The sequence below is a fragment of the Pseudomonas asuensis genome (assembly GCF_014646755.1).
Classification (GTDB): Bacteria; Pseudomonadota; Gammaproteobacteria; order Pseudomonadales; family Pseudomonadaceae; genus Chryseomonas; species Chryseomonas asuensis.
Map to the genome: position 1 here is coordinate 363,968 of NZ_BMNW01000002.1, position 20,025 is coordinate 383,992.

Here is a 20,025-nt window from a genome sequence, read left to right on the forward strand (position 1 = left end):
GTAGTACTGGCTTAAGGGCCCTGGCGTAACCGTTTCGCCAGCATGAACCAATCTCCATTGGCATCTCGCTTGCAAACCTGCCTATAGCTGCTGCGATCGTCTAGCTGACGTAAACGAGGCGATCGATAAGTTATCTACACAGGCATGAGAGATCACGATGCAACGGTTCGAAGCTGAAGTCCCTATCGATCAATCAGCCCGGATGGCACTTGACGCCCTTCGCCAGCTGGTGGCGCAGCACTCTGCCTTTCCTGAGCGTCCCTTGCCGCCAGAGCGCGATCTGGCCATTGGCTTTGGCGTTAGCCGTCGCTCAGTTCGCCGCGCATTATCTGTACTGGAAGCAGAAGGACAGGTATGGCGTCGTCAGGGTAAGGGCACTTTTGTAGGCCCAACCCCGCCCAACGCTGCCCTAAGCTTTACCAAATTGTCCAGCCGAACCAATTTCATTGAGGTGATGGAGGCACGCCTTTACCTGGAGCCTGCCCTTGCCTCACTGGCAGCGATCCGTGCCAGCGGCGAGCAGATGGCCATGCTGCGTCGACTTGCCGAGCGTACCGGCCAACATCTCAATGCCCAGGCACCGGATGCCGAAGCGCTGGAACTCTGGGACAGCGCCTTTCACCGAGGCATCGCAGAAGCGGCTGGCAATCGTCTGATGCTGGATATCTTTGAAATGTTTGATGCCATTCGCCTTGACCCGGTCTGGCGCGACCTGCGTCAACGTGCCCGCAACAGCGATCGGATGCATGCTTATAGCCACGACCATGACGACATCGTCACCGCGATTGAGCAGCGTGATGCCAGCAAGGCGGCCATGGCCATGCGCGGCCATCTGCGTGCGTTGCAACAGGCATTGGACATCGTTATCCACCATGATCTGGAGCAGAGTTTATGAGTGAGTCCCCACGTTCCGTCTTGAGTGTGCATAACCTGACGGTCCGCTTCAAAGGCGCCCATGCCAACGTAGTGGATGGCCTGTCGTTCGATATTGCGCCTGGTCGAACCCTGGCCATTGTAGGAGAGTCCGGTTGCGGCAAGAGCGTTACGTCCATGGCATTAATGGGACTGCTGCCTGGTAGCGCCCATGTCCATGCCGATGCCTCGACCTTTCTTGGTGAGCCGCTGCTGACAATGAATGAACAGCGCCTTCTGGATGTCCGGGGCAATCACTTGGCGATGATCTTTCAGGAGCCCATGACCTCGCTTAATCCTGCATTCACTATTGGTGATCAGATTGCCGAAAGTGTCATGCGCCACCAAAACCTCCCGGCAAAAAAAGCCCGCCAGCGGGCACTGGAAATGCTGGAAAAGGTTCGCATACCCGCCGCCGCGCAGCGGCTGGATGCCTATCCACACGAGTTATCAGGTGGCATGAGACAGCGGGCCATGATTGCTATGGCACTCGCCAATGACCCTGCGCTCATTATTGCCGATGAGCCCACTACAGCGCTGGATGTGACTATCCAGGCGCAGATCCTCTCGTTGATCGCGAATCTGCAAGCTGAAACCGGGGCCGCGATGATCCTGATCACACATGATCTGGGCGTCGTTGCCGAAGTCGCCGACGATGTCGCCGTCATGTATGCAGGCCAGGTTGTGGAAAGTGGCCCTGTCAACGCGCTTTTCGATGATCCGCAGCATCCTTACACGGTCGGCCTCATGGGATCGATGCCTTCTGTAGGCCCCCGTGAAGATCGCCTTGCCACTATTGCCGGACGTGTTCCCACCCCAGCTGAAATGCCCAGCGGCTGCCGCTTTGCCAGCCGTTGCCCTTTTGCCATTCGGGCCTGCCACGAAGATCGTCCGCCGCTGCGCGCGATAACGCCGGGACATCTTGCCGCCTGCATCCGTGCGCCGCTTGAGCAGCACGTGGGAGCCCTCGCATGAATACGCCTGAGCGCCCCATTCTGGAAGGCATCCACCTGAGTAAACATTTCGCCTCCCCGGCAGGCTTTCTCCAACGCAAGAGAGCGCCTGTTCAGGCGGTTAACGATGTGTCGCTTTCGATTAAACGGGGCGAAACACTGGCTCTGGTAGGCGAATCCGGCTCCGGTAAATCAACCCTGGGAAGGCTACTGCTCAATCTACTGGCACCTACCGCAGGGGATGTCATTTATGAAGGGCGAAACCTGGGCAATTTGCCGGCGGACAAATTACGTCAGACGCGACGGGAATTGCAGATCATCTTTCAGGACCCTTTTGCCTCGCTCAATCCACGCATGACTGTTGCGTCCATTGTGGGTGAGCCCATCTGGCTGCATACCCATAGCAGTCGCTCCGATCGCGAGGCTCGTGTAGCTGAGCTGTTGCATACCGTTGGCTTGGCGCCTGAGCATGCTAATCGCTATCCCCATGAGTTTTCGGGCGGACAACGCCAACGTATCGGTATTGCTCGCGCATTGGCATCTGATCCACGACTGATTCTTGGAGACGAGCCGGTCTCGGCACTGGATGTGTCGGTTCAGGCCCAGGTAGTCAACCTGCTGGAAGATCTCAAGCATCAGTTTGGGCTTACGCTACTAATCGTTGCCCATGGTCTGGCTGTGATTCGCCACATGAGTGACAGGGTTGCCGTGATGTACCTGGGCGAGATCGTAGAGCTTGCCAACGTAGATGAGCTCTTCGAAGCACCGCTTCATCCCTATACGCAAGCGCTTATGGCAGCAGTGCCCGTCAGTCATCCCGGCCTACGAAGGGCTCGCCCCATCCTGGGTGGGGATATGCCAAGTCCAGCCAGTCCGCCGTCGGGCTGTCGCTTCCACACCCGCTGTCCCCATGCACGCCCGGCATGCCAAGAGACAAAACCCGCTTTCGAGCCCATCGAAGGTGGACGGCAAGTTGCCTGCCATTTCTGGCAGGAGATCGCCAATGCTGGAGTAGGCAGCCTGATTGCACCGGCTCCCAGCCCTACCTTTTCCAAACGCCTACACCTGTTCAAAAGCCATCAGTCCCCTACTCTGGAGAGCCAGCCTTGAATCCTGTACGCCTGTTGACTGGAGCCCTGTTATTGACGGTCGGCACCACTGCACTTGCTGAAACCACGTTGCGCATCGGAATCCAAGACGATCCGGATGTGCTGGACCCTCACCGCTCACGCACCTACTCGGGGCGTTTGGTCTACACCGCTCTGTGCGACAAGCTGGTGGATGTCGCGCCAGACCTGACCTTCGTACCGCAACTGGCAACCGGCTGGTCCTGGAGCGCAGACAACAAGACGCTAACCATGACGCTACGAGATGGCGTTACCTTTCATGATGGCGAGCCCTTTGATGCCGCCGCGGTGAAATTCAATCTGGACCGTGCCCGCACCTTGCCCGATTCCCTGCGCAAGAGCGAGCTCGCCTCCATCGATCACGTAGCCGTGGTCGATCCTAAAACGGTCGCTATCACCGTCAAGCAACCGGACGCCACCCTTATCGCCCAGCTTTCTGATCGGGCGGGCATGATGCTGGCACCCAAAGCGTCACAGGGCGACGTTGGGTCTAAACCAGTTTGCTCGGGCCCTTATAAGTTCGTACAGCGCGTCCAGCAGGATCGCATCGTGCTTGAGCGGTTCGACCACTACTGGAACAAGCAGGCCTATCACTTCGACAAAGTGATTTTCCTGCCCATTCCAGACACCTCCGTTCGCCTTGCAAACCTGCGCTCTGGTGATCTGGATATCGTCGAGCGTGTTGCCCCAACTGACATCAAGAGCATAAAGGACGATCAGCGTCTCGCGGTCTATAACACCCCGGGCCTGGGGTATATGCAGCTGATGGTCAATGTTGCCAATGGCGACAAGGCCAAAAACCCCGTCGGCAGCGACAAGCGTGTTCGCAAGGCTTTCGAGTTGGCAATAGACCGGGATGCTATCAATCAGGTGGTATTTGAAGGGCTCTACGCACCGGGCAATCAACCCTTTCCACAAAACAGCCCTTATTTTGACAAAGAGCTACCGCCAACCCAGCGCGACGTGGCCAAAAGCCAGGCCCTGCTGGCGGAAGTCGGCGTAAAACCTCCCGTCAACGTCGAGCTTAAAGTGGGCAACACTCCAGTTTCGCAGCAGGTGGGCCAGATTATCCAAGCCATGACAGCCGAAGCAGGCTTTAACGTCAATCTGGTTGCCACAGAATATGCCACGCTTCTCAATGAGCAGCAGTCCGGTAACTTCCAGGTAGGTATGAGCGCCTGGTCTGGTCGTCCAGATCCTGACGGCAACATCCATCAATTCGTAACGTGCAAAGGCAATCAGAACGACGGCCACTACTGCAACCCCAAACTGGACGAGTTGCTTAACAAGGCACGTACGGTCAATGACCAAGCTCAGCGTCAGGACCTCTATCGCCAGGCAATGGCCATTGTTGCGGACGAAACACCCAACATCTACCTCTACTTCGAACCCCGACTCATTGTTGCGAATCGCAAAGTGACAGGCTACGTCCCCAGCCCGGACGGGCTGATTCGCTTGGCCAACGTATCATTCGCGCAGTGATCAAAACGGCCCGTTGCGATAATTCGTACGGGCCGGTTATTCATGAGGGTTATGCATGCTGACGTTTATCCTCCGCCGCCTGCTCAGTGCCATCCCAACACTGATTCTGGTCTCACTTTTTGTCTTCACGCTACAGAAGCTGCTACCCGGTGATCCAGTATTGGCTATGGCGGGTGAGGAACGTGATCCCGCGGTCATTGAGTATTTGAGAGAAAAGTATCGCCTTAATGACCCCGTACCTGTTCAGTACATGAACTGGATGGGCAATGTACTAAAAGGCGATTTTGGCACTTCTCTACGCACCGAGCAGCCAGTTACGACCCTGATCGTGTCAAAACTTCCGGTTACGCTGGAGCTGTCAATCTTTGCCTTGTTGATTGCATTGCTGATTGGCATTCCGACCGGAATCATTTCGGCGGTGCGCAAAGGTAGCGTTGTGGACTACAGCGCCAATATCGTCGCGCTTTCAGGCATCTCCATTCCGCATTTCTGGCTAGGCATTCTGCTTATCATGGTGTTTGCGGTAAAGCTGCGCTGGCTGCCGGCGTCCGGCTTCGTGCCGTTCAGGGAAGATCCGCTGCAAAACCTCAAAACTTTGCTATTGCCGGCGCTTGTGCTGGGTTCCGGACTGTCTGGAACCCTTATGCGCCATACCCGTAGCGCCATGCTTGAAGTGCTGCGAGCCGATTATGTGAGAACAGCGCGAGCCAAGGGACTATTTCCCAAGGCGGTAATCCTGAAACACGCGTTTCGTAACGCACTGATGCCTATCGTGACACTAACCACTCTGCTCTTCGGCGAGCTGCTCGGCGGTGCCGTCCTGACAGAGCAGGTATTCAGTATTCCAGGCTTTGGCAAGATGATTGTCGATGCTGTATTCAACCGCGACTATGCAGTGGTACAGGGCGTGGTGCTATGCGTAGCCATCGGGTTCGTGTTGATGAACCTGCTGGCCGATGTGCTCTACCGCCTGATCAACCCGCGCCTGAGGACTGCCGCATGAATGCCATTGCTACCCCGCTCCCCTCTACCCTGCAGCCTCGGCTACGTTCTCGCTTTCTCACGAAATTCATAAAGAACAAGGGCGCTGTCGTGGGCGCAGTGGTTCTGCTGCTGTTCGTCCTGGCCGCAACTCTGGCGCCCTGGCTTGCGCCTCATGATCCTCTCAAGGCGAACTTTCTGGCGGTTCGTAAAGCGCCCTCTGCGCTTTACTGGCTGGGGACGGATGAGCTAGGTCGCGACCTCTTCTCCCGACTGCTCTGGGGAGCCCGCAGCTCGCTGCTGGCCGGTGGTATGTCGGTTGCCATCGCCATGGCCATCGGCGTACCGCTTGGCCTGATGGCGGGCTACTTTGGCGGTAAGCTGGATGCCCTTGTGTCGCGCATCATGGACGCATTGCTATCCTGTCCTTTTCTAGTCTTGGCGATTGCACTCGGCGCTTTTCTGGGCCCAAGCCTCACTAACGCCATGATTGCCATCGGCTTGTCCGCCATGCCTATCTTCGCGCGGCTGACACGAGGCCAAGTACTTTCGATCAAGCACGAGGACTATCTGGAGGGAGCACGCGCCATCGGCCTGCCGGATCGCTGGATCATCCTGCGCTATGTTCTACCAAACGTGCTTTCGCCCTTAGTCGTGCAGGCCACCCTGACTATTGCCTCAGCCATTCTGGCGGAAGCCAGTCTGTCTTTCCTTGGGCTTGGCCAACAACCACCCAGCCCTTCCTGGGGATCCATGCTCAACACCGCCAAGAACTTCATGGAGCAGGCGCCCTGGATGTCTATTGCCCCAGGGATGGCGATCTATATTACGGTGCTGTGCTTTAACCTCGTGGGCGATGGTTTGCGCGATGCGCTCGACCCCAAAGATTAACCGTCAGACAAGAAGAGAGAGATTCCATGTTCGATGATCTGGACTACCGCCAGCCTTACGCCTCTGCCCGCTCGCCTGTCATGGGGCGGAACATGGTTGCAGCTTCCCAACCGCTAGCCGCGCAGGCGGGCTTGGATATGCTGCGTCGTGGCGGTAATGCCGTAGATGCGGCCATTGCCACTGCGATGGTCCTGACCGTGGTGGAACCCACAGGATGCGGTATTGGCAGCGATGCTTTTGCCATCGTCTGGGACGGCAAGACGTTACAGGGACTGAACGCCTCCGGGCGGGCGCCGTCAGGCTGGACACCCCAGCATTTTGCGGGTCAAAAGCATATGCCCGAGCGGGGCTGGAATGCAGTGACAGTTCCCGGTGCCGTGTCCGCCTGGGTGGCGCTTTCCAAACGTTACGGTAAGCTACCCTTTGCAACAGTAGCCGAACCGGCCATCCGCTATGCACGAGACGGGTATCAGATAACACCTATCATTGCTGAACTCTGGCGGCGCGGAGGTCAACTGCTGAAAGATCAGCCTGGTTTTGCCGAATGCTTTCTGGCAAATGGCGGCGCGCCCAAGGCGGGGCAGAGGATTCAGCTAAAGGATCACGCGAAAACCCTAGAGCTGATTGCTGAAACCGCCGGTGAAGCGTTTTATCGGGGTGTCCTGGCTGAAGCCATGATCGCCCATGCCAAAACCAATGGCAGCGTTATGGATCTGGATGATCTGGGAAGCCATTCAGTGGACTGGATCGAAACCTTAGCCACACCGTTTGCAGGTGCCATGGTTCATGAGCTTCCCCCTAACGGCCAAGGTATTGCAACGCTGAGCGGTCTTGGCATTCTGGAAGCCATCGGTATAGGAGATCACCCTGTCGACAGCCCGGAAACTCTCCATGTAGTACTGGAAGCAATGAAGCTGGCCCTCGCGGACCTGAATCATCACATTACGGACCAGGACCATATGCGCGTCCTGGCTCACCATCTGCTCGACCCAGCCTACCTCAAGACGCGTGCAGGTCTGATCGGTGCGACAGCGGCAGATCCTGGTCATGGCTCGCCCAAGCCCGGCGGCACAGTGTATCTGTCAACCGCAGACGAAAACGGCATGATGGTATCGTTTATCCAGTCCAACTACATGGGATTTGGCTCAGGCGTTGTTGTACCTGGTACAGGGATCAGCCTACAAAACCGTGGCGCCGGATTCTCGCTGGATGTAGAGCACGTCAACGTAGTCGCCCCTCGCAAACGCCCCTTCCATACGATTATTCCCGGCTTTGCAATGAATACAGACGGCACGCCACTGATGTCCTTCGGCCTCATGGGCGGGCCTATGCAGGCTCAGGGACACCTGCAAATGATGCTGCGTATCCTGCGCTACAAACAGAATCCGCAAGCTGCAGCCGATGCACCACGCTGGCGTGTCGAATCCGGCCGCAGAGTTGCTGTTGAGCGGACATTCGACCCGCAAACAGTGGCGGCTTTACGTGCCAAGGGGCACGATATTCAGATAGAGGCACCAAGCGGCGTATTTGCGTTTGGCGGTGCCCAAATCATTCAGAAAACAGCCGATGGTTATGTCGGCGGTTCCGATCCACGTAAAGACGGGCAAGCGGTCGCGTTCTGACTAGTCCATCTGGGAGGCTCGTTGGCAGGGCCTTCTGACTGCCTAATTGTCGCCATGTGATCACTGCGTGCCTGGGACCACGCCTTCGCGTATCAGGTCTTAGTCCTGATAGTTTTCTTCTTCAGCATAAGCGAATTAGATGAATCGTTTGGCCTCACCCAGATCACTGAACCGCTTGATACAGTTCGTACCCATTCGGACTTCATAACAGGTATCGCCGCCCATCGCATCGGGGCATTCGAATACGTAGTAGCCATTAGAGCTGCTGACAACTTTCTCTTGCATGATTGCCTTCTCCCGGAGGGTGTTGAATAGATTAGCGTTGCGCCAAGCCGTACATTTAGCCGGGCGCCCGTTTTTATAGAGACCTGAAGAATCGCAGGCAATTCGCCTGGACAGGATTCAACCTACTTGTACTCAAGCCATATGACGATGCTCACGCTTGGGATCCATGAGCGTAAAAGGCACTATCGTAGCGCCTGGCAAGTCCCTTATTTACCCGTTGCCAGGGTGAAAACGACAATCGCAGCGACCTGACAAGCTACGCTGTCTGGTGCACTTTTTGCGTCTGGACCCGCGTTATCGATTTTGGACATCCACATGACTACTGCAACAAACCCTTTACTGTCCGAGTCACCGCTTCCTTACCACCTTCCGCCGTTTGCAGATATACGGGTAGAGCACTTCGAGCCAGCCTTTGAGGCACTGCTGCTAGATCATCAGGCCAAGCTCTTCAAGATTACCCATGATCCGACTCCTGCCACGTTCAAGAACACGTTTGCCGCGTATGACGCCGCTGGAGGGCGTTTATGGCGAGTACGGCTGCTGTTTCACAACCTGTGTAGTTCCGCCAGTACGCCCGAACTACGACATGTAGAGAGACGTATGGCACCTCGCCTGGCCTCTCATGACAGCGCAGTGGCACAAGACCGTGCATTATTTGCACGACTGGACGAGGTGTACAGACAACGAGAAGCGCTGGGCCTTAACGAAGAAGAGTTGCGCCTGGCAGAACGCATCCATACCTACTTTGTCCGGGCCGGTGCAACGCTTGGTCCAGAAGCCGCAGCTCGCTATGCACAAATCATGGGGCGTCTGGCGGAATTGGGAGCACTCTTCAAGCAGAACGTGCTGGAAGACGAAGCACAGTTCATCACACTTAACGTTCCCAATGATCTGAACGGCATACCACCCTTTCTGCTAGACACGCTGCAGGCTGCAGCTCAAGAACGCGCACTACCCGGTTATATCGTGCCGCTCTCCCGCTCCGTCATCATGCCTTTCCTGACGTTTTCCCCCAACCGTCAGCTGCGCGAAAAGATCTGGCGTGCCTGGACGAGCCGCGGCACCCACCCGGAGCGGGACAATCGCCCAATCATCAAGGAAATCCTGGCGCTGCGCCTGGAGCGTGCCCAACTCATGGGGTTTGCCTCTTTCGCCGAATATGCCCTGATTGATCGCATGGCTGGTACGCCTCAAGCAGTACATGAACTGACCACCATGCTTTGGAAACCGGCACTGGCAGCTGTGGCATGCGAACGGCAGATACTGGTTGAGCTTGCCAGGCAACATAGCGAGCCGACTGATATCAAAGCATGGGACTGGCGTTACCTGAGCGAGAAAGTGCGCGCAGAACGGTTTGCCTTGAGCGATGCGCAGATCAAACCGTATTTCAGTCTGGAGCGCATGATCGAGGCAATGTTTGATTGCGCGAATCGCCTGTTTGGCGTGACATTTTCAGAACGTCAGGACCTTGCGCTCTACCATCCCGACGTACGTCTATGGGAGGTATACAGGGGCGGAAATATTATTGGCCTATTCCTGGGCGACAACTTCTCGCGACCCGGCAAGCGCAGCGGCGCCTGGATGAGCGCTTATCAGATGCAGACTCGTAATGACGGCGTTCGCTGTCCTATTGTCATTAACAATAATAACTTTGCCAAATCGAACAGAGGCCCTGTATTGCTAGGGCTTGACGACGTACGAACGCTGTTCCATGAATTTGGCCATGGCCTGCATGGACTGCTCTCGAATGTTACCTACCAGACGGTAAGTGGCCTCTCCGTACCTCGCGACTATGTAGAGCTGCCTTCGCAACTGTTCGAGCACTGGGCCATGGTGCCCGAGATCCTTGAACGACATGCCCGACATTACGAGACCGATGAGCCTTTACCCGAAACCCTTCGGCAAAACATCGAATACGCCGCTCGGTTTAACCAGGGTTACGAGACTATTCGTCTGACCGGGGCTGCTCTGGTAGACATGGCAGTACATGAGCTGACGGATCTTCAAGACATTGATATCGAAGCCTTTGAACGGGACATACTGACTCGCCTAGAGGTCCCGCCAGAAGTCGATATCAATCATCATTTACCGCATTTTCAGCATCTGTTTACAGGAGATGGTTATTCGGCCGGATATTACGTTTACCAATGGGCACAAGTGCTGGAAGCCGAAGCTTTTGCCGTGTTTGAGGCAAGTGGAGATCCTTTTAACCCAGAGCTTGCGGAGCGGCTGTACCGTAACGTGTATAGCGTTGGCAACAGCCGTGATCCCAACAGGGCCTTCGCCGAGTTTCTTGGCCGGCTACCTACACCCAAAGCGTTGCTGAAAGCTAAAGGATGGAACGCTTGAGTTAATCCAAAGCGACAGGTTCTATTTAAAAACTGTCGTCTCTTTTTTCGCTCAATTTTTGCTCGTTTACAGGCAATATCATTGTGCTACAGCACCAAAACAGAGCATTAATAAGCGACACAGATCACATTCTATGCTCTAATTTTTATTAAATTATATTGATTTTCATTTACATAAGAAGCTAATCTGAATTGGCTTTGCGACGTTAATAAACGTATACATATAGTGCCACCATAATTATTCATTTATAAAAGCTAAGGCCATTTTTATTAATGGCACATGGCTAAGTATTACTCTCAAAATACCGTGAGAGAGCCCGGCGAGGCATATATCCCGAAAATAAATCGGGCTATTGCAAAATTGATTAATCAATTGCCGAGGTTCCATTCGTGAATAACCCACTGCATTCATATGCTGCCATTACTGCATACCCTTCCGCTCGCCTACAGGATGATCAGGCGACTTCGCATCTTTTCAATGAAAAGAACGCGCAAGCCTATGAAAGCCTTATGGCTCAAGGGGCTGAATGTATCAAGAAAACGTTGCTCGGTATCGAGAAGCCCTATACCGGCATCTTGCCGCATGAACTAAAGCGGCAATTTGACGAAGTCAATTTGGATGAAAAACTGGGCAACTTCAATGAAGTATTGGAAGAACTAAAAGCACTTTATTTGAAAGATGCCGTGTACTTTCACCACCCACATTATGTTGCTCACCTTAATTGCCCTATTGTTATTCCGGCTATTCTTGCAGAGTTGGTACTTTCCTCGGTTAATTCCTCACTGGATACATGGGATCAAAGTGCCGGTGGCACTTACATTGAGCAGAAGTTAATTGACTGGACGGCTGAACGTATTGGTCTAGGCAGTGAAGCAGACGGCGTTTTCACCAGTGGGGGAACGCAATCCAACCTGATGGCAATGCTGCTGGCCCGTGATCATGTGTGCAACCGTCAGGCAGGTCACTTAAGCAACAAGACACAAGGCCTGCCAGCCGACTTCAAGCGCCTGCGTATTCTCACCTCGGAAGTTAGCCACTTTAGCGTGCAAAAGTCTGCTGCCATTCTTGGCCTGGGTTATGACGCCGTTATTCCTGTCCGCAGCGACGCACGCAAGAAAATGGATCTGGCAGACCTTCAGCGTGTACTCGACGAGTGTGAGGCGCAAGGACTGATCCCCATGGCAGTAGTCGCAACGGCCGGTACGACAGACTTCGGCAGTATTGATCCGCTGGAAGATATCTCGGCAATCTGCCGTGAAAAGAACCTCTGGATGCACGTGGACGCGGCCTACGGGGGCGGACTGCTGATTTCTCCCAAATACCGCAATCACCTGGCCGGCATCGAACATGCCGACTCAGTCACCATTGACTACCACAAGTCATTCTTCCAACCCGTCAGCTGCAGTGCATTCCTGGTGCGTGATCGCCATGAGCTAGGGCATGTTACCTGCCATGCGGATTACCTGAACCCTAAGAGCCAAACTCAGGAAGGCACGCCGAATCTCGTCAATAAAAGCATTCAGACCACACGCCGCTTTGATGCGCTCAAGCTCTGGATGACCCTGCGCACCATGGGCGCCAATGCGCTTGGCAGCCTGTTCGACCACGTGATTGACCTGACCCGCGCGACGTATCCGCTGATCGAGCGCGACCCCCGTTTCGATATCGCCCATGTTCCCGAGTTAAGCACTTTGGTCTTCCGCTACATCCCTGAGGCGGCGCTGACAGCTGAGCAGATCGACGCTACCAACGTCGCTATCCGCAAAGCGCTGTCGCGCAGCGGACGCGCCGTTGTGGCGGGTACCAAGGTGAGTGGTCGGCAGTATCTCAAGTTTACCCTGCTCAACCCCATGACCACCCTGGATGACCTGCAAGGCATTCTCGAAGCGATCAAGCACGAAGGTGCCCGTTACGTCATTCAACAATCTGCCCTAGCGACTTGCTGATCCGGAGAACTCACCATGACGGCTTCGACCTATGATTTCATCGCGATTGGTGTTGGTCCCTTCAATCTGGGACTGGCCTGCCTGACAGCCCCCATTGACGACCTCAACGGGCTGTTCCTCGACAAGAACGAGTGCTTCGATTGGCATCCAGGCATGATGCTGGAATCTGCAACCTTGCAGACGCCTTTCCTGGCCGACCTGGTTACCTTGGCCGACCCCACCAGCCCGTTCAGCTTTTTGAATTATCTAAAATCCACCGGGCGCATTTACGCCTTTTACATCAAGGAAGACTTCTTCCTGATGCGCCGCGAGTACAACCAGTATTGCCAGTGGGTCATCGACCGCCTGCCCAATATTGAATTTAATCGCTATGTCGAGCGCATCGACCATGATCCGGTGACCGGGCTTTACACGGTGAACTGTACGTGTACCAAGACCGGCCAACGCTTGGCGTATCAGGCGCGCCGCCTGGTGCTGGGAACCGGTACCTCGCCCTATATTCCAGACTGTTGCCAGGAGGCCAGTAGTCATCTGTCCCATACCTCCACGTATCTGACCGACAAGCAGGCGCTGCAAGCAAAGAGCACCATTACCCTCATTGGCAGCGGACAGAGCGCGGCGGAGATCTACTACGATCTGCTGCAGGACATCGATACACGAGATTACACGCTGAACTGGATCACCCGTTCGCCCCGCTTCTTTCCGCTGGAGTACAGCAAGCTGACGCTGGAGATGACCTCCCCCGAGTACATTGACTACTTCCATCAGCTTCCTACGCACAAACGCGACGCGCTGATGCAGAGCCAGAAAGGGCTGTACAAGGGCATCAACAGCGCCCTGATCAACGACGTTTACGATCTGCTTTACAACAAGAGCTTGTCCGGCCCGGTCAAGACCAACTTATTTACCAACACTGAGCTTCAGGGTTGTGACTACGATGAACGTACCAGCACGTTTACGTTGAAACTGTTTCAGGAGGAGCAGGAGAGTTGTTATACCCTGCTTACTAAAGGGCTGGTATTATCTACAGGTTATTGCTATAGAACGCCCCCCTTCCTTCTGGGGCTGCGCTCGCGCCTGCGTTTCGATGAGCGAGGCCGCTTTGCGGTCAATCGTAATTACACGATCGATACTGAAGGACAGGAAATCTTTGTCCAGAATGCCGAGCTTCATACCCACGGTCTGGTAACGCCAGACCTTGGTATGGCGTGCTACCGCAACGCCTATATCATTCGCGAGATGCTGGGTCGTGAGCATTACCCGGTTGAGCGCAAGATTGCCTTTCAGCAGTTTACTGCCCCCGCCTCTACGCTACTTCAGCCGGAGCCGGCCAAGACATGAATCTGCGCACCTCGCTGATCGCCATGACGGCCCTGGCTGTCATCAGCGATACCATGCTGATTCCGTTCTATCCGCAGTACTTTGCCAGTCGTTTTGGCGAAACGCGACCGGAGCATGTGGGGGCCTATCTGGCAGCCATCTGCTTTACCGTTATGCTCGCGTTGCCCGTCTGGGCACGCGTGGCACGACGGGTACACCCGGTCCGGCTGCTCATCTGGACACAGCTCGCCGCCGGGCTCCTATGCCTGTACTGCTACTGGGCATCAACGCTTTTGGAATTCTGGCTCGTCTCGCTGGGCATGATCGTATTCAAGGGCAGCTATCTGCTCATGTACCCCTATGTAATGAGCATGGAGGATGCGAAAAACCATACCCAGACCATTGGCACTCTGTCAGTCGTGGTGCATTTTGGCGCCATTCTTGGCGCCGTAGTGGGTGGATTGGTGCTGCAAGTGCTGGAGCCACGCGATGTGTTTGTGGTGATGGCACTTGGCGACTTCCTGCAAATGACGATCTGCGGACGCTTGCTGCGGCAGTTGCCGCCCCAGGCCAAGCCAGCCAGAGCGCTGGAACAGCGCACTGGCTGCGTCTGGCCAATCTACCGGCTGTGCCTGCTGATGTTGTTGTTTTACTTCAGCGGCTATCTGGTAAAGCCATTTTTCACTGTGTACTGGGAACAGGCCGCGAAAGTAGATCACACGGCATTGACCGGGATGGTTTATGCCATTCCCGGCGGCATGGCCCTGCTCGGCCTGTGGCTGAACCGCCGCACCGGCAGTCGGCAACAGGCACTACCGGGTGCAATGCTCCTCGGCGTGGTCGGCCTGCTACTTCAATCCGGCGGCTATCCCGTGCTGATTGTCATGGGCCAGTGCCTGTATGGCTGGTCCATGTTCCAGGTCACTGTACGGCTCGATGCGCTGCTCTTCGAATTAAGCACGCCCGAGGCTTATGCCGCCGACTACAGCAAGATCAACTTCTTCCAACAATTAGGTGTGGTGGGCTCGTCGTTCGCGGCAGGCTCACTGGTTAGCACGTTTGGATTAGCGATTCCATTTGTGGTTGGTGCCGCCGGCTTTGCACTAACAGCCCTCGCCTACCCACTACTGGTGCATACAACCCAGCCCACTACCTTACCTGCTATCGACAAGGGGGTCTGATATGACTGCCATTGCGCTACAACAACCCATCGATACCCGCCTGTGCTTTAGCAAGCCACAGCCTGAAATCGGGTATTTCAGCCTACGCCCGCTTAATCTGCCAGACGATACGGCGCTGCTGCATGACTGGCTGACCCGCGACTATGCCCGGTTCTGGGGAATGCAGAATGCTACGTTGGCCGAGGTAGAAACCTTCTATAAAGACCTTATGGCATCGTCCTACGCCGATGCCTACCTAGGCCTGCATGATGGCAAGCCAGCGTTCCTGGTTGAGTGTTATATGCCACTGCATGACCCGGTGGGCCAACACTATGACGTGAAGCCCGGCGATCGCGGCATGCACTTTCTCGTCGCCCCCTGCAACAAGCCTGTTTCCGGTTTTACCCTCGCTGTGATGCGCACCATCATGGAATTCATTTTTAGCGATCCCTTTGCCCGCCGCGTGGTCGTCGAGCCGGACGTCCGCAACGACAAAATCCATGTGCTCAACAAGCGCGTCGGCTTCGAGTACGACCGCATCATTCAACTGGGCGAAAAAACTGCCCACCTCGCTTTCTGCACCCGCGAACACTACGCCGCCAGCCTTGAAATGGAGAACCGCCCATGAACCAGATGATTACCGCCCTGCCCGCTGCTACGCCCGGACACGCTGCACTGCATCTCACACCTGAACGCTGGAATAAGGTCAATCGGCTGCTTGTACGTAAAGCGCTGGCGGAATTCGCTCATGAAAAGCTCATTGAGCCGGTGCTGACTACATCCGGAAATGGCTGGGATCACTATCGCCTGGACAACGGACATACGACGCTGGAATACCGCTTTCGCGCTCGCAAGCTCGCGCTGGATCATTGGCTGATCGACACCGCCTCCATCGAGAAGACCAGGGATGGCCAGGCCGTACCGCTGGATGCGCTAGAGTTCATTATTGAATTCAAGGAGCACCTTGGTATTCAGGAAAGCATGATGCCGGTGTACCTGGACGAGATCAGTAGCACCTTATATGGCAGCGCCTACAAGCATGCTAAGCCGGGGCTAACCGCCGAAGAGCTCACCCGTGCCGATTTTCAGGCTGTAGAAACAGGCATGATGGAAGGCCACCCCGGGTTCGTCGCAAATAACGGTCGTATGGGCTTTGACGCCAATGATTACCGGGCCTATGCACCGGAAGCCGCCTCGCCCATCCAGCTGATCTGGCTGGCTGTGCGTAAGACCAAGGCAACCTTCTCGTCACTGTCAGACCTGACCTATGAGCAGCTTCTAGAAGAGGAGCTTGGCACAGCGACAATTACCGATTTCACGGCCCAGCTTACCGAGCAAGGCCTGGATCCGGACGATTATCTCTTCATGCCTGCCCACCCGTGGCAGTGGTTCAACAAGCTTTCCATGGCGTTCTCAGCAGACGTTGCCAATCGGAATATTGTCTGCCTGGGTTACGGAGAGGACAGCTATCTTGCACAGCAATCCATTCGCACCTTCTTCAACACCAGCCACCCTGAAAAGCGCTACGTGAAGACAGCCCTGTCCATTCTTAACATGGGCTTCATGCGGGGTCTGTCGCCCTACTACATGCTGGCGACTCCAGCCATTAACGAATGGCTGAAAGCGCTAATTGACAATGATCCATTCCTGACGGAAAACGGCTTCAGCATCCTGCGCGAAGTCGCCGCGGTAGGCTATCGAAACCACTATTATGAAACAGCGCTGGTTAACGATACGCCCTATAAGAAAATGCTCTCTGCCCTCTGGCGCGAAAGCCCGGTCCCTCAGTTAAAATCGGGGCAGCGCCTGATGACGATGGCCTCGCTGCTGCATCTGGACGCACAGGGCGAATCGCTTCTCACCGCGCTGATTGCCTCCTCCGGTGTTGACACGGACACGTGGCTACGCCGTTATCTCAATGCTTATCTCACCCCGCTGCTGCACTGCTTCTATGCTCATGATCTGGTTTACATGCCCCATGGCGAAAACCTGATCCTGGTGCTGGACAACAACGTACCGTCCCGGGCAATCATGAAGGATATCGCGGAAGAAATTGCCGTATTGAATCCTGATGCCGAACTACCGGAAAAGATCAAGCGCCTGGCCGTCTCGGTGCCTGAGGAGCTTAAGATTCTGTCGCTCTTCACCGATGTGTTCGATTGTTTCTTCCGTTATATGAGCGCCATCCTGGTCGAGAAAGCCGACTACACCGAAGACCGTTTCTGGTCACTGGTAGCCGAGTGCGTCAGCACGTATCAGCAGAGCCAGCCTCAGTATGCCGAGAAGTTTGCCCGGTATGACCTGTTCGCACCTGAGTTCATCCGCTCCTGCCTGAACCGGCTGCAACTGGGTAATAACCAGCAAATGGTCAACTTGGCAGATCCGGCCGGAAACTTGAAGCTTGCCGGAACACTGATCAACCCCATCGCACCCTTCAAGCGATAACGTAAGCAATACCTGATCCGGCTGCAGTCAGCCGGATCGCTCACACAGGATCAATTGAGTACCAGGCTCTGTACGAAAAGCCTTCGAGCGAAGGTCAAGCGAGGCAAAAATTGGTAAGGAAGCGCTCGGCGCTACGCCAGGCTGTAATGCCTTCAGCTCCATAGAAGTACAAGCAGCTGCATTGTCAGTGTCAGGCTTAAAACGGCCCACCCCTCGCCTTTAAAGTGTGTTGTGTTAATTGGATCAAGTAAGTTCTTGCAGTGCGCTCGTCTTTCACTAAGACGGAGTGCCATAAAATCTGAGAAAATGGGCGATTGCGCTTGAAGCGTCTCTCATATGGGCTGGCAAGGCTATGAACAGTGTTATTGAAAAGCCTGAAGCTTTGCTTGAAGGCCATTGGCTTGTCTTGATTGAAGATGACCCGCTTCTACAAAGTATCCTGTCGGGCTTCGTAGAGGAATTAGGCGGTCGTGTCAGCACTTTCGAGACCGCTGACGATGCACTGGTCCACATGCTGAGCGCTGGTGAAAAGCCCTCCCTGATAGTGACCGATCATTTGGTTCCCGGGCAGATTAAAGGTGCTGAACTGGCAACTATGGTGGGCACGCGCTGGCCAGGCATGTCGGTTATCGTTACCACTGGACATGATCTGGAAAGCATTCCTCAACTTCTCGACGGCATGCTTTATCTACAGAAGCCGTGGGATCTTGGCGAGATGAAAAAAGCCATTATTCAGATGCTGAAAAAGGCACCCATCAGCCTTTGACGCTCGCCCTTATGCTCCCTGTAGTGAATGATATAATCTGCTGCCTTATCACTCGTCTTGACCGTTCATAGCGGACAGCAGGCCTTGCGCCCCTCAGGCTACTTAGCCAGAAGATCAGACTTCCCTACAGGTCATGGCCTCCACCTCGGCAGCCGAAATGCCCGCACCAGTGTAGACAAGCCACTGGGCATCCAGTTATTGGCCTGACTCGCGAGCTAAAAGGCTCTTCCAGCATCATGTCGTCCGCTAAACCGTAGGGGTCGGTAGCAGGCCACTTCGCATACCAGACAACCTCTAAAGTCCTGAGCGTTAGCGTTTCATATCGCCACAGGCCACATGCTCTTATTACTCTAATAACCCGTGCGCCTGCCTTTTTCTGCCCGTTGCGAATCCCTTTTCCAGGAGCGTGATCATGACTCAGGCAGCACCCGTTTCCGTCGACAGTCGCACACTACGAAAAGTCATTACCGCCGCCTCTATTGGTAATTTCGTCGAGTGGTTCGACTTTGCCGTCTATGGCTTTCTCGCAACGATTATTGCCGAGCAGTTCTTCCCTAGTGGCGATGCGAAAGTGGCCCTGCTCAAGACTTTTGCCGTGTTCGCAGTGGCTTTTGCCTTTCGACCGCTGGGTGGCATTGTCTTTGGCATGCTGGGTGATCGCATCGGCCGCAAGAAAATACTCGCCCTGACGATTCTGATGATGGCAGGTGCAACAACGCTGATCGGTCTGCTACCTACCTATGCGGCTATCGGTGTAGTGGCTCCGCTCCTGTTAACCCTTATCCGATGCGTTCAAGGGTTTTCGGCTGGAGGCGAGTATGCGGGCGCCTGCGCGTATGTCATGGAACATGCGCCCCACAGTAAGCGCGCGACCTATGGAAGCTTTATCCCGGTCTCGACATTTTCGGCCTTTGCCTGCGCGGCCGTATTGGCCTATGCCCTGGATGCGACACTTACCAAAGAGGCCATGGCCAACTGGGGCTGGCGTATCCCCTTTCTTATTGCAGCACCACTGGGCATCGTTGGGCTGTACTTGAGAATACGGCTAGGAGAGACACCGGCCTTTCAATCTATAGAAGCGGATAACGAGGTCACACACGCCCCATTGCGCGAAACGTTAAAATCCCATGGTGGCACTATTTGTCGGCTGGGCGCGTTCATCTCCGTCACCGCGCTGTCCTTCTACATGTTCACAACGTACTTTGCGACCTACCTTCAAGTAGCAGGCGGGCTTGACCGGGCTTCGGCGCTCCTGGTTACTGTGATTGCCCTGTTATTTGCCGCCGTACTCTGCCCTTTTGCCGGGCGTTTTTCAGACCTGGTTGGACGCAAAGCCACGATTTTCACGACCTGCACGCTACTAATCATTGTGGTCTATCCCTCATTCTGGATGGCAAGCTCAGGCAACATGATGCTTTCGGTTATGGGCGTGCTGCTCCTGGCCATTGGCGCTGTACTGTCTGGCGTGGTAACCGCTGCGCTGTTATCTGAAGTCTTTCCTACCCGAACGCGCTATACCGCATCGGCTATTACTTACAACATGGCTTACACAATCTTTGGCGGCACCGCACCTCTCGTAGCTACTTACTTGATTGGGCAGACAGGCAGTAACCTGGCGCCAGCCTTCTATCTCATCGCGATATCAGTGCTGGGCCTGATTGGCGGAATGCTGCTACCGGAGACATCAAAGGTGGCATTGGACAAGGTTACCGTCCAGGCACCCAAGGCAAAGCCAGCTCCCTTGACGGGCATAACGACATAATGGGGTTAAATCGCAGCCTGTCTC

Annotated in this window: 16 protein-coding genes; 15 read left to right on the top strand and 1 reads right to left on the bottom strand. The window is 55.1% G+C overall.

Annotated elements, in window-relative coordinates; translation table 11 throughout:
* The first annotated feature begins 157 nt into the window (after positions 1-157).
* Genes IEX86_RS05470 through IEX86_RS05500 form a run of 7 tightly spaced genes read left to right on the top strand, consistent with a single transcriptional unit; the run spans position 158 to position 7,968 of the window.
* Positions 158-895 (top strand): FadR/GntR family transcriptional regulator, encoded by a 738-nt coding sequence (locus IEX86_RS05470; RefSeq protein ID WP_188865105.1) that lies wholly within the window; start codon positions 158-160, stop codon positions 893-895.
* Entirely contained in the window at positions 892-1,887 is a 996-nt protein-coding gene (locus IEX86_RS05475) for an ABC transporter ATP-binding protein (protein WP_188865106.1), read from the top strand. The genes IEX86_RS05470 and IEX86_RS05475 overlap by 4 nt, the downstream gene beginning before the upstream one ends.
* Positions 1,884-2,975: an ABC transporter ATP-binding protein gene (locus IEX86_RS05480; protein WP_188865107.1), complete on the top strand. Its 1,092-nt coding sequence runs from the start codon at positions 1,884-1,886 to the stop codon at positions 2,973-2,975. Before IEX86_RS05475 ends, IEX86_RS05480 begins: the two co-directional genes overlap by 4 nt.
* Positions 2,972-4,474, top strand: coding sequence for an ABC transporter substrate-binding protein (locus tag IEX86_RS05485; RefSeq protein WP_188865108.1), 1,503 nt, complete (start codon positions 2,972-2,974; stop codon positions 4,472-4,474). Before IEX86_RS05480 ends, IEX86_RS05485 begins: the two co-directional genes overlap by 4 nt.
* A gap of 55 nt (positions 4,475-4,529) precedes the next feature.
* Positions 4,530-5,477, top strand: coding sequence for an ABC transporter permease (locus tag IEX86_RS05490; RefSeq protein ID WP_188865109.1), 948 nt, complete (start codon positions 4,530-4,532; stop codon positions 5,475-5,477).
* Positions 5,474-6,346 (top strand): ABC transporter permease, encoded by an 873-nt coding sequence (locus tag IEX86_RS05495; RefSeq protein ID WP_188865110.1) that lies wholly within the window; start codon positions 5,474-5,476, stop codon positions 6,344-6,346. Before IEX86_RS05490 ends, IEX86_RS05495 begins: the two co-directional genes overlap by 4 nt.
* 26 nt (positions 6,347-6,372) lie before the next feature.
* Complete coding sequence (locus tag IEX86_RS05500) at positions 6,373-7,968, top strand: gamma-glutamyltransferase family protein (RefSeq protein WP_188865111.1); 1,596 nt, start codon at positions 6,373-6,375, stop codon at positions 7,966-7,968.
* Positions 7,969-8,103: 135 nt separating this feature from the next.
* On the opposite strand, the gene IEX86_RS05505 is transcribed toward IEX86_RS05500, so the two are convergent.
* Positions 8,104-8,253 (bottom strand): hypothetical protein, encoded by a 150-nt coding sequence (locus IEX86_RS05505; RefSeq protein ID WP_188865112.1) that lies wholly within the window; start codon positions 8,251-8,253, stop codon positions 8,104-8,106.
* 315 nt (positions 8,254-8,568) lie between these two features.
* Here IEX86_RS05505 and IEX86_RS05510 point away from each other — a divergent pair, with 315 nt between their 5' ends.
* The 8 genes from IEX86_RS05510 to IEX86_RS05545 all read left to right on the top strand — a co-directional run bounded on the left by IEX86_RS05510 (position 8,569) and on the right by IEX86_RS05545 (position 20,001).
* Positions 8,569-10,602 (top strand): M3 family metallopeptidase, encoded by a 2,034-nt coding sequence (locus IEX86_RS05510; RefSeq protein ID WP_188865113.1) that lies wholly within the window; start codon positions 8,569-8,571, stop codon positions 10,600-10,602.
* Positions 10,603-11,021: 419 nt separating this feature from the next.
* Positions 11,022-12,548, top strand: a complete 1,527-nt coding sequence (locus IEX86_RS05515) for a pyridoxal phosphate-dependent decarboxylase family protein (protein ID WP_373290404.1) — start codon at positions 11,022-11,024, stop codon at positions 12,546-12,548.
* Positions 12,549-12,563: 15 nt separating this feature from the next.
* Complete coding sequence (locus IEX86_RS05520; RefSeq protein ID WP_188865115.1) at positions 12,564-13,889, top strand: lysine N(6)-hydroxylase/L-ornithine N(5)-oxygenase family protein; 1,326 nt, start codon at positions 12,564-12,566, stop codon at positions 13,887-13,889.
* Positions 13,886-15,049: an MFS transporter gene (locus IEX86_RS05525; RefSeq protein WP_188865116.1), complete on the top strand. Its 1,164-nt coding sequence runs from the start codon at positions 13,886-13,888 to the stop codon at positions 15,047-15,049. Before IEX86_RS05520 ends, IEX86_RS05525 begins: the two co-directional genes overlap by 4 nt.
* A gap of 1 nt (position 15,050) precedes the next feature.
* Positions 15,051-15,656 (top strand): GNAT family N-acetyltransferase, encoded by a 606-nt coding sequence (locus IEX86_RS05530; RefSeq protein WP_188865117.1) that lies wholly within the window; start codon positions 15,051-15,053, stop codon positions 15,654-15,656.
* A complete protein-coding gene (locus tag IEX86_RS05535; protein WP_188865118.1) occupies positions 15,653-17,473 on the top strand; it encodes an IucA/IucC family protein in 1,821 nt (606 codons plus the stop codon). The genes IEX86_RS05530 and IEX86_RS05535 overlap by 4 nt, the downstream gene beginning before the upstream one ends.
* Before the next feature lie 352 nt (positions 17,474-17,825).
* Entirely contained in the window at positions 17,826-18,239 is a 414-nt protein-coding gene (locus tag IEX86_RS05540; protein ID WP_188865119.1) for a response regulator, read from the top strand.
* Between the two features lie 412 nt (positions 18,240-18,651).
* On the top strand, positions 18,652-20,001 hold the full coding sequence (locus IEX86_RS05545) for an MFS transporter (protein ID WP_188865120.1): 1,350 nt from the start codon (positions 18,652-18,654) through the stop codon (positions 19,999-20,001).
* The last annotated feature ends 24 nt before the right edge of the window (positions 20,002-20,025 follow it).

Excerpts from the sequence above, each read along its gene's own strand:
- IEX86_RS05525 (WP_188865116.1), top strand. The coding sequence starts at position 13,886 with ATGAATCTGCGCACCTCGCTGATCGCCATGACGGCCCTGGCTGTCATC.
- IEX86_RS05490 (WP_188865109.1), top strand. The coding sequence starts at position 4,530 with ATGCTGACGTTTATCCTCCGCCGCCTGCTCAGTGCCATCCCAACACTG.
- IEX86_RS05495 (WP_188865110.1), top strand. The coding sequence starts at position 5,474 with ATGAATGCCATTGCTACCCCGCTCCCCTCTACCCTGCAGCCTCGGCTA.
- IEX86_RS05520 (WP_188865115.1), top strand. The coding sequence starts at position 12,564 with ATGACGGCTTCGACCTATGATTTCATCGCGATTGGTGTTGGTCCCTTC.
- IEX86_RS05500 (WP_188865111.1), top strand. The coding sequence starts at position 6,373 with ATGTTCGATGATCTGGACTACCGCCAGCCTTACGCCTCTGCCCGCTCG.
- IEX86_RS05540 (WP_188865119.1), top strand. The coding sequence starts at position 17,826 with ATGAACAGTGTTATTGAAAAGCCTGAAGCTTTGCTTGAAGGCCATTGG.
- IEX86_RS05475 (WP_188865106.1), top strand. The coding sequence starts at position 892 with ATGAGTGAGTCCCCACGTTCCGTCTTGAGTGTGCATAACCTGACGGTC.
- IEX86_RS05470 (WP_188865105.1), top strand. The coding sequence starts at position 158 with ATGCAACGGTTCGAAGCTGAAGTCCCTATCGATCAATCAGCCCGGATG.
- IEX86_RS05530 (WP_188865117.1), top strand. The coding sequence starts at position 15,051 with ATGACTGCCATTGCGCTACAACAACCCATCGATACCCGCCTGTGCTTT.
- IEX86_RS05480 (WP_188865107.1), top strand. The coding sequence starts at position 1,884 with ATGAATACGCCTGAGCGCCCCATTCTGGAAGGCATCCACCTGAGTAAA.
- IEX86_RS05510 (WP_188865113.1), top strand. The coding sequence starts at position 8,569 with ATGACTACTGCAACAAACCCTTTACTGTCCGAGTCACCGCTTCCTTAC.
- IEX86_RS05505 (WP_188865112.1), bottom strand. The coding sequence starts at position 8,253 with ATGCAAGAGAAAGTTGTCAGCAGCTCTAATGGCTACTACGTATTCGAA.
- IEX86_RS05535 (WP_188865118.1), top strand. The coding sequence starts at position 15,653 with ATGAACCAGATGATTACCGCCCTGCCCGCTGCTACGCCCGGACACGCT.
- IEX86_RS05545 (WP_188865120.1), top strand. The coding sequence starts at position 18,652 with ATGACTCAGGCAGCACCCGTTTCCGTCGACAGTCGCACACTACGAAAA.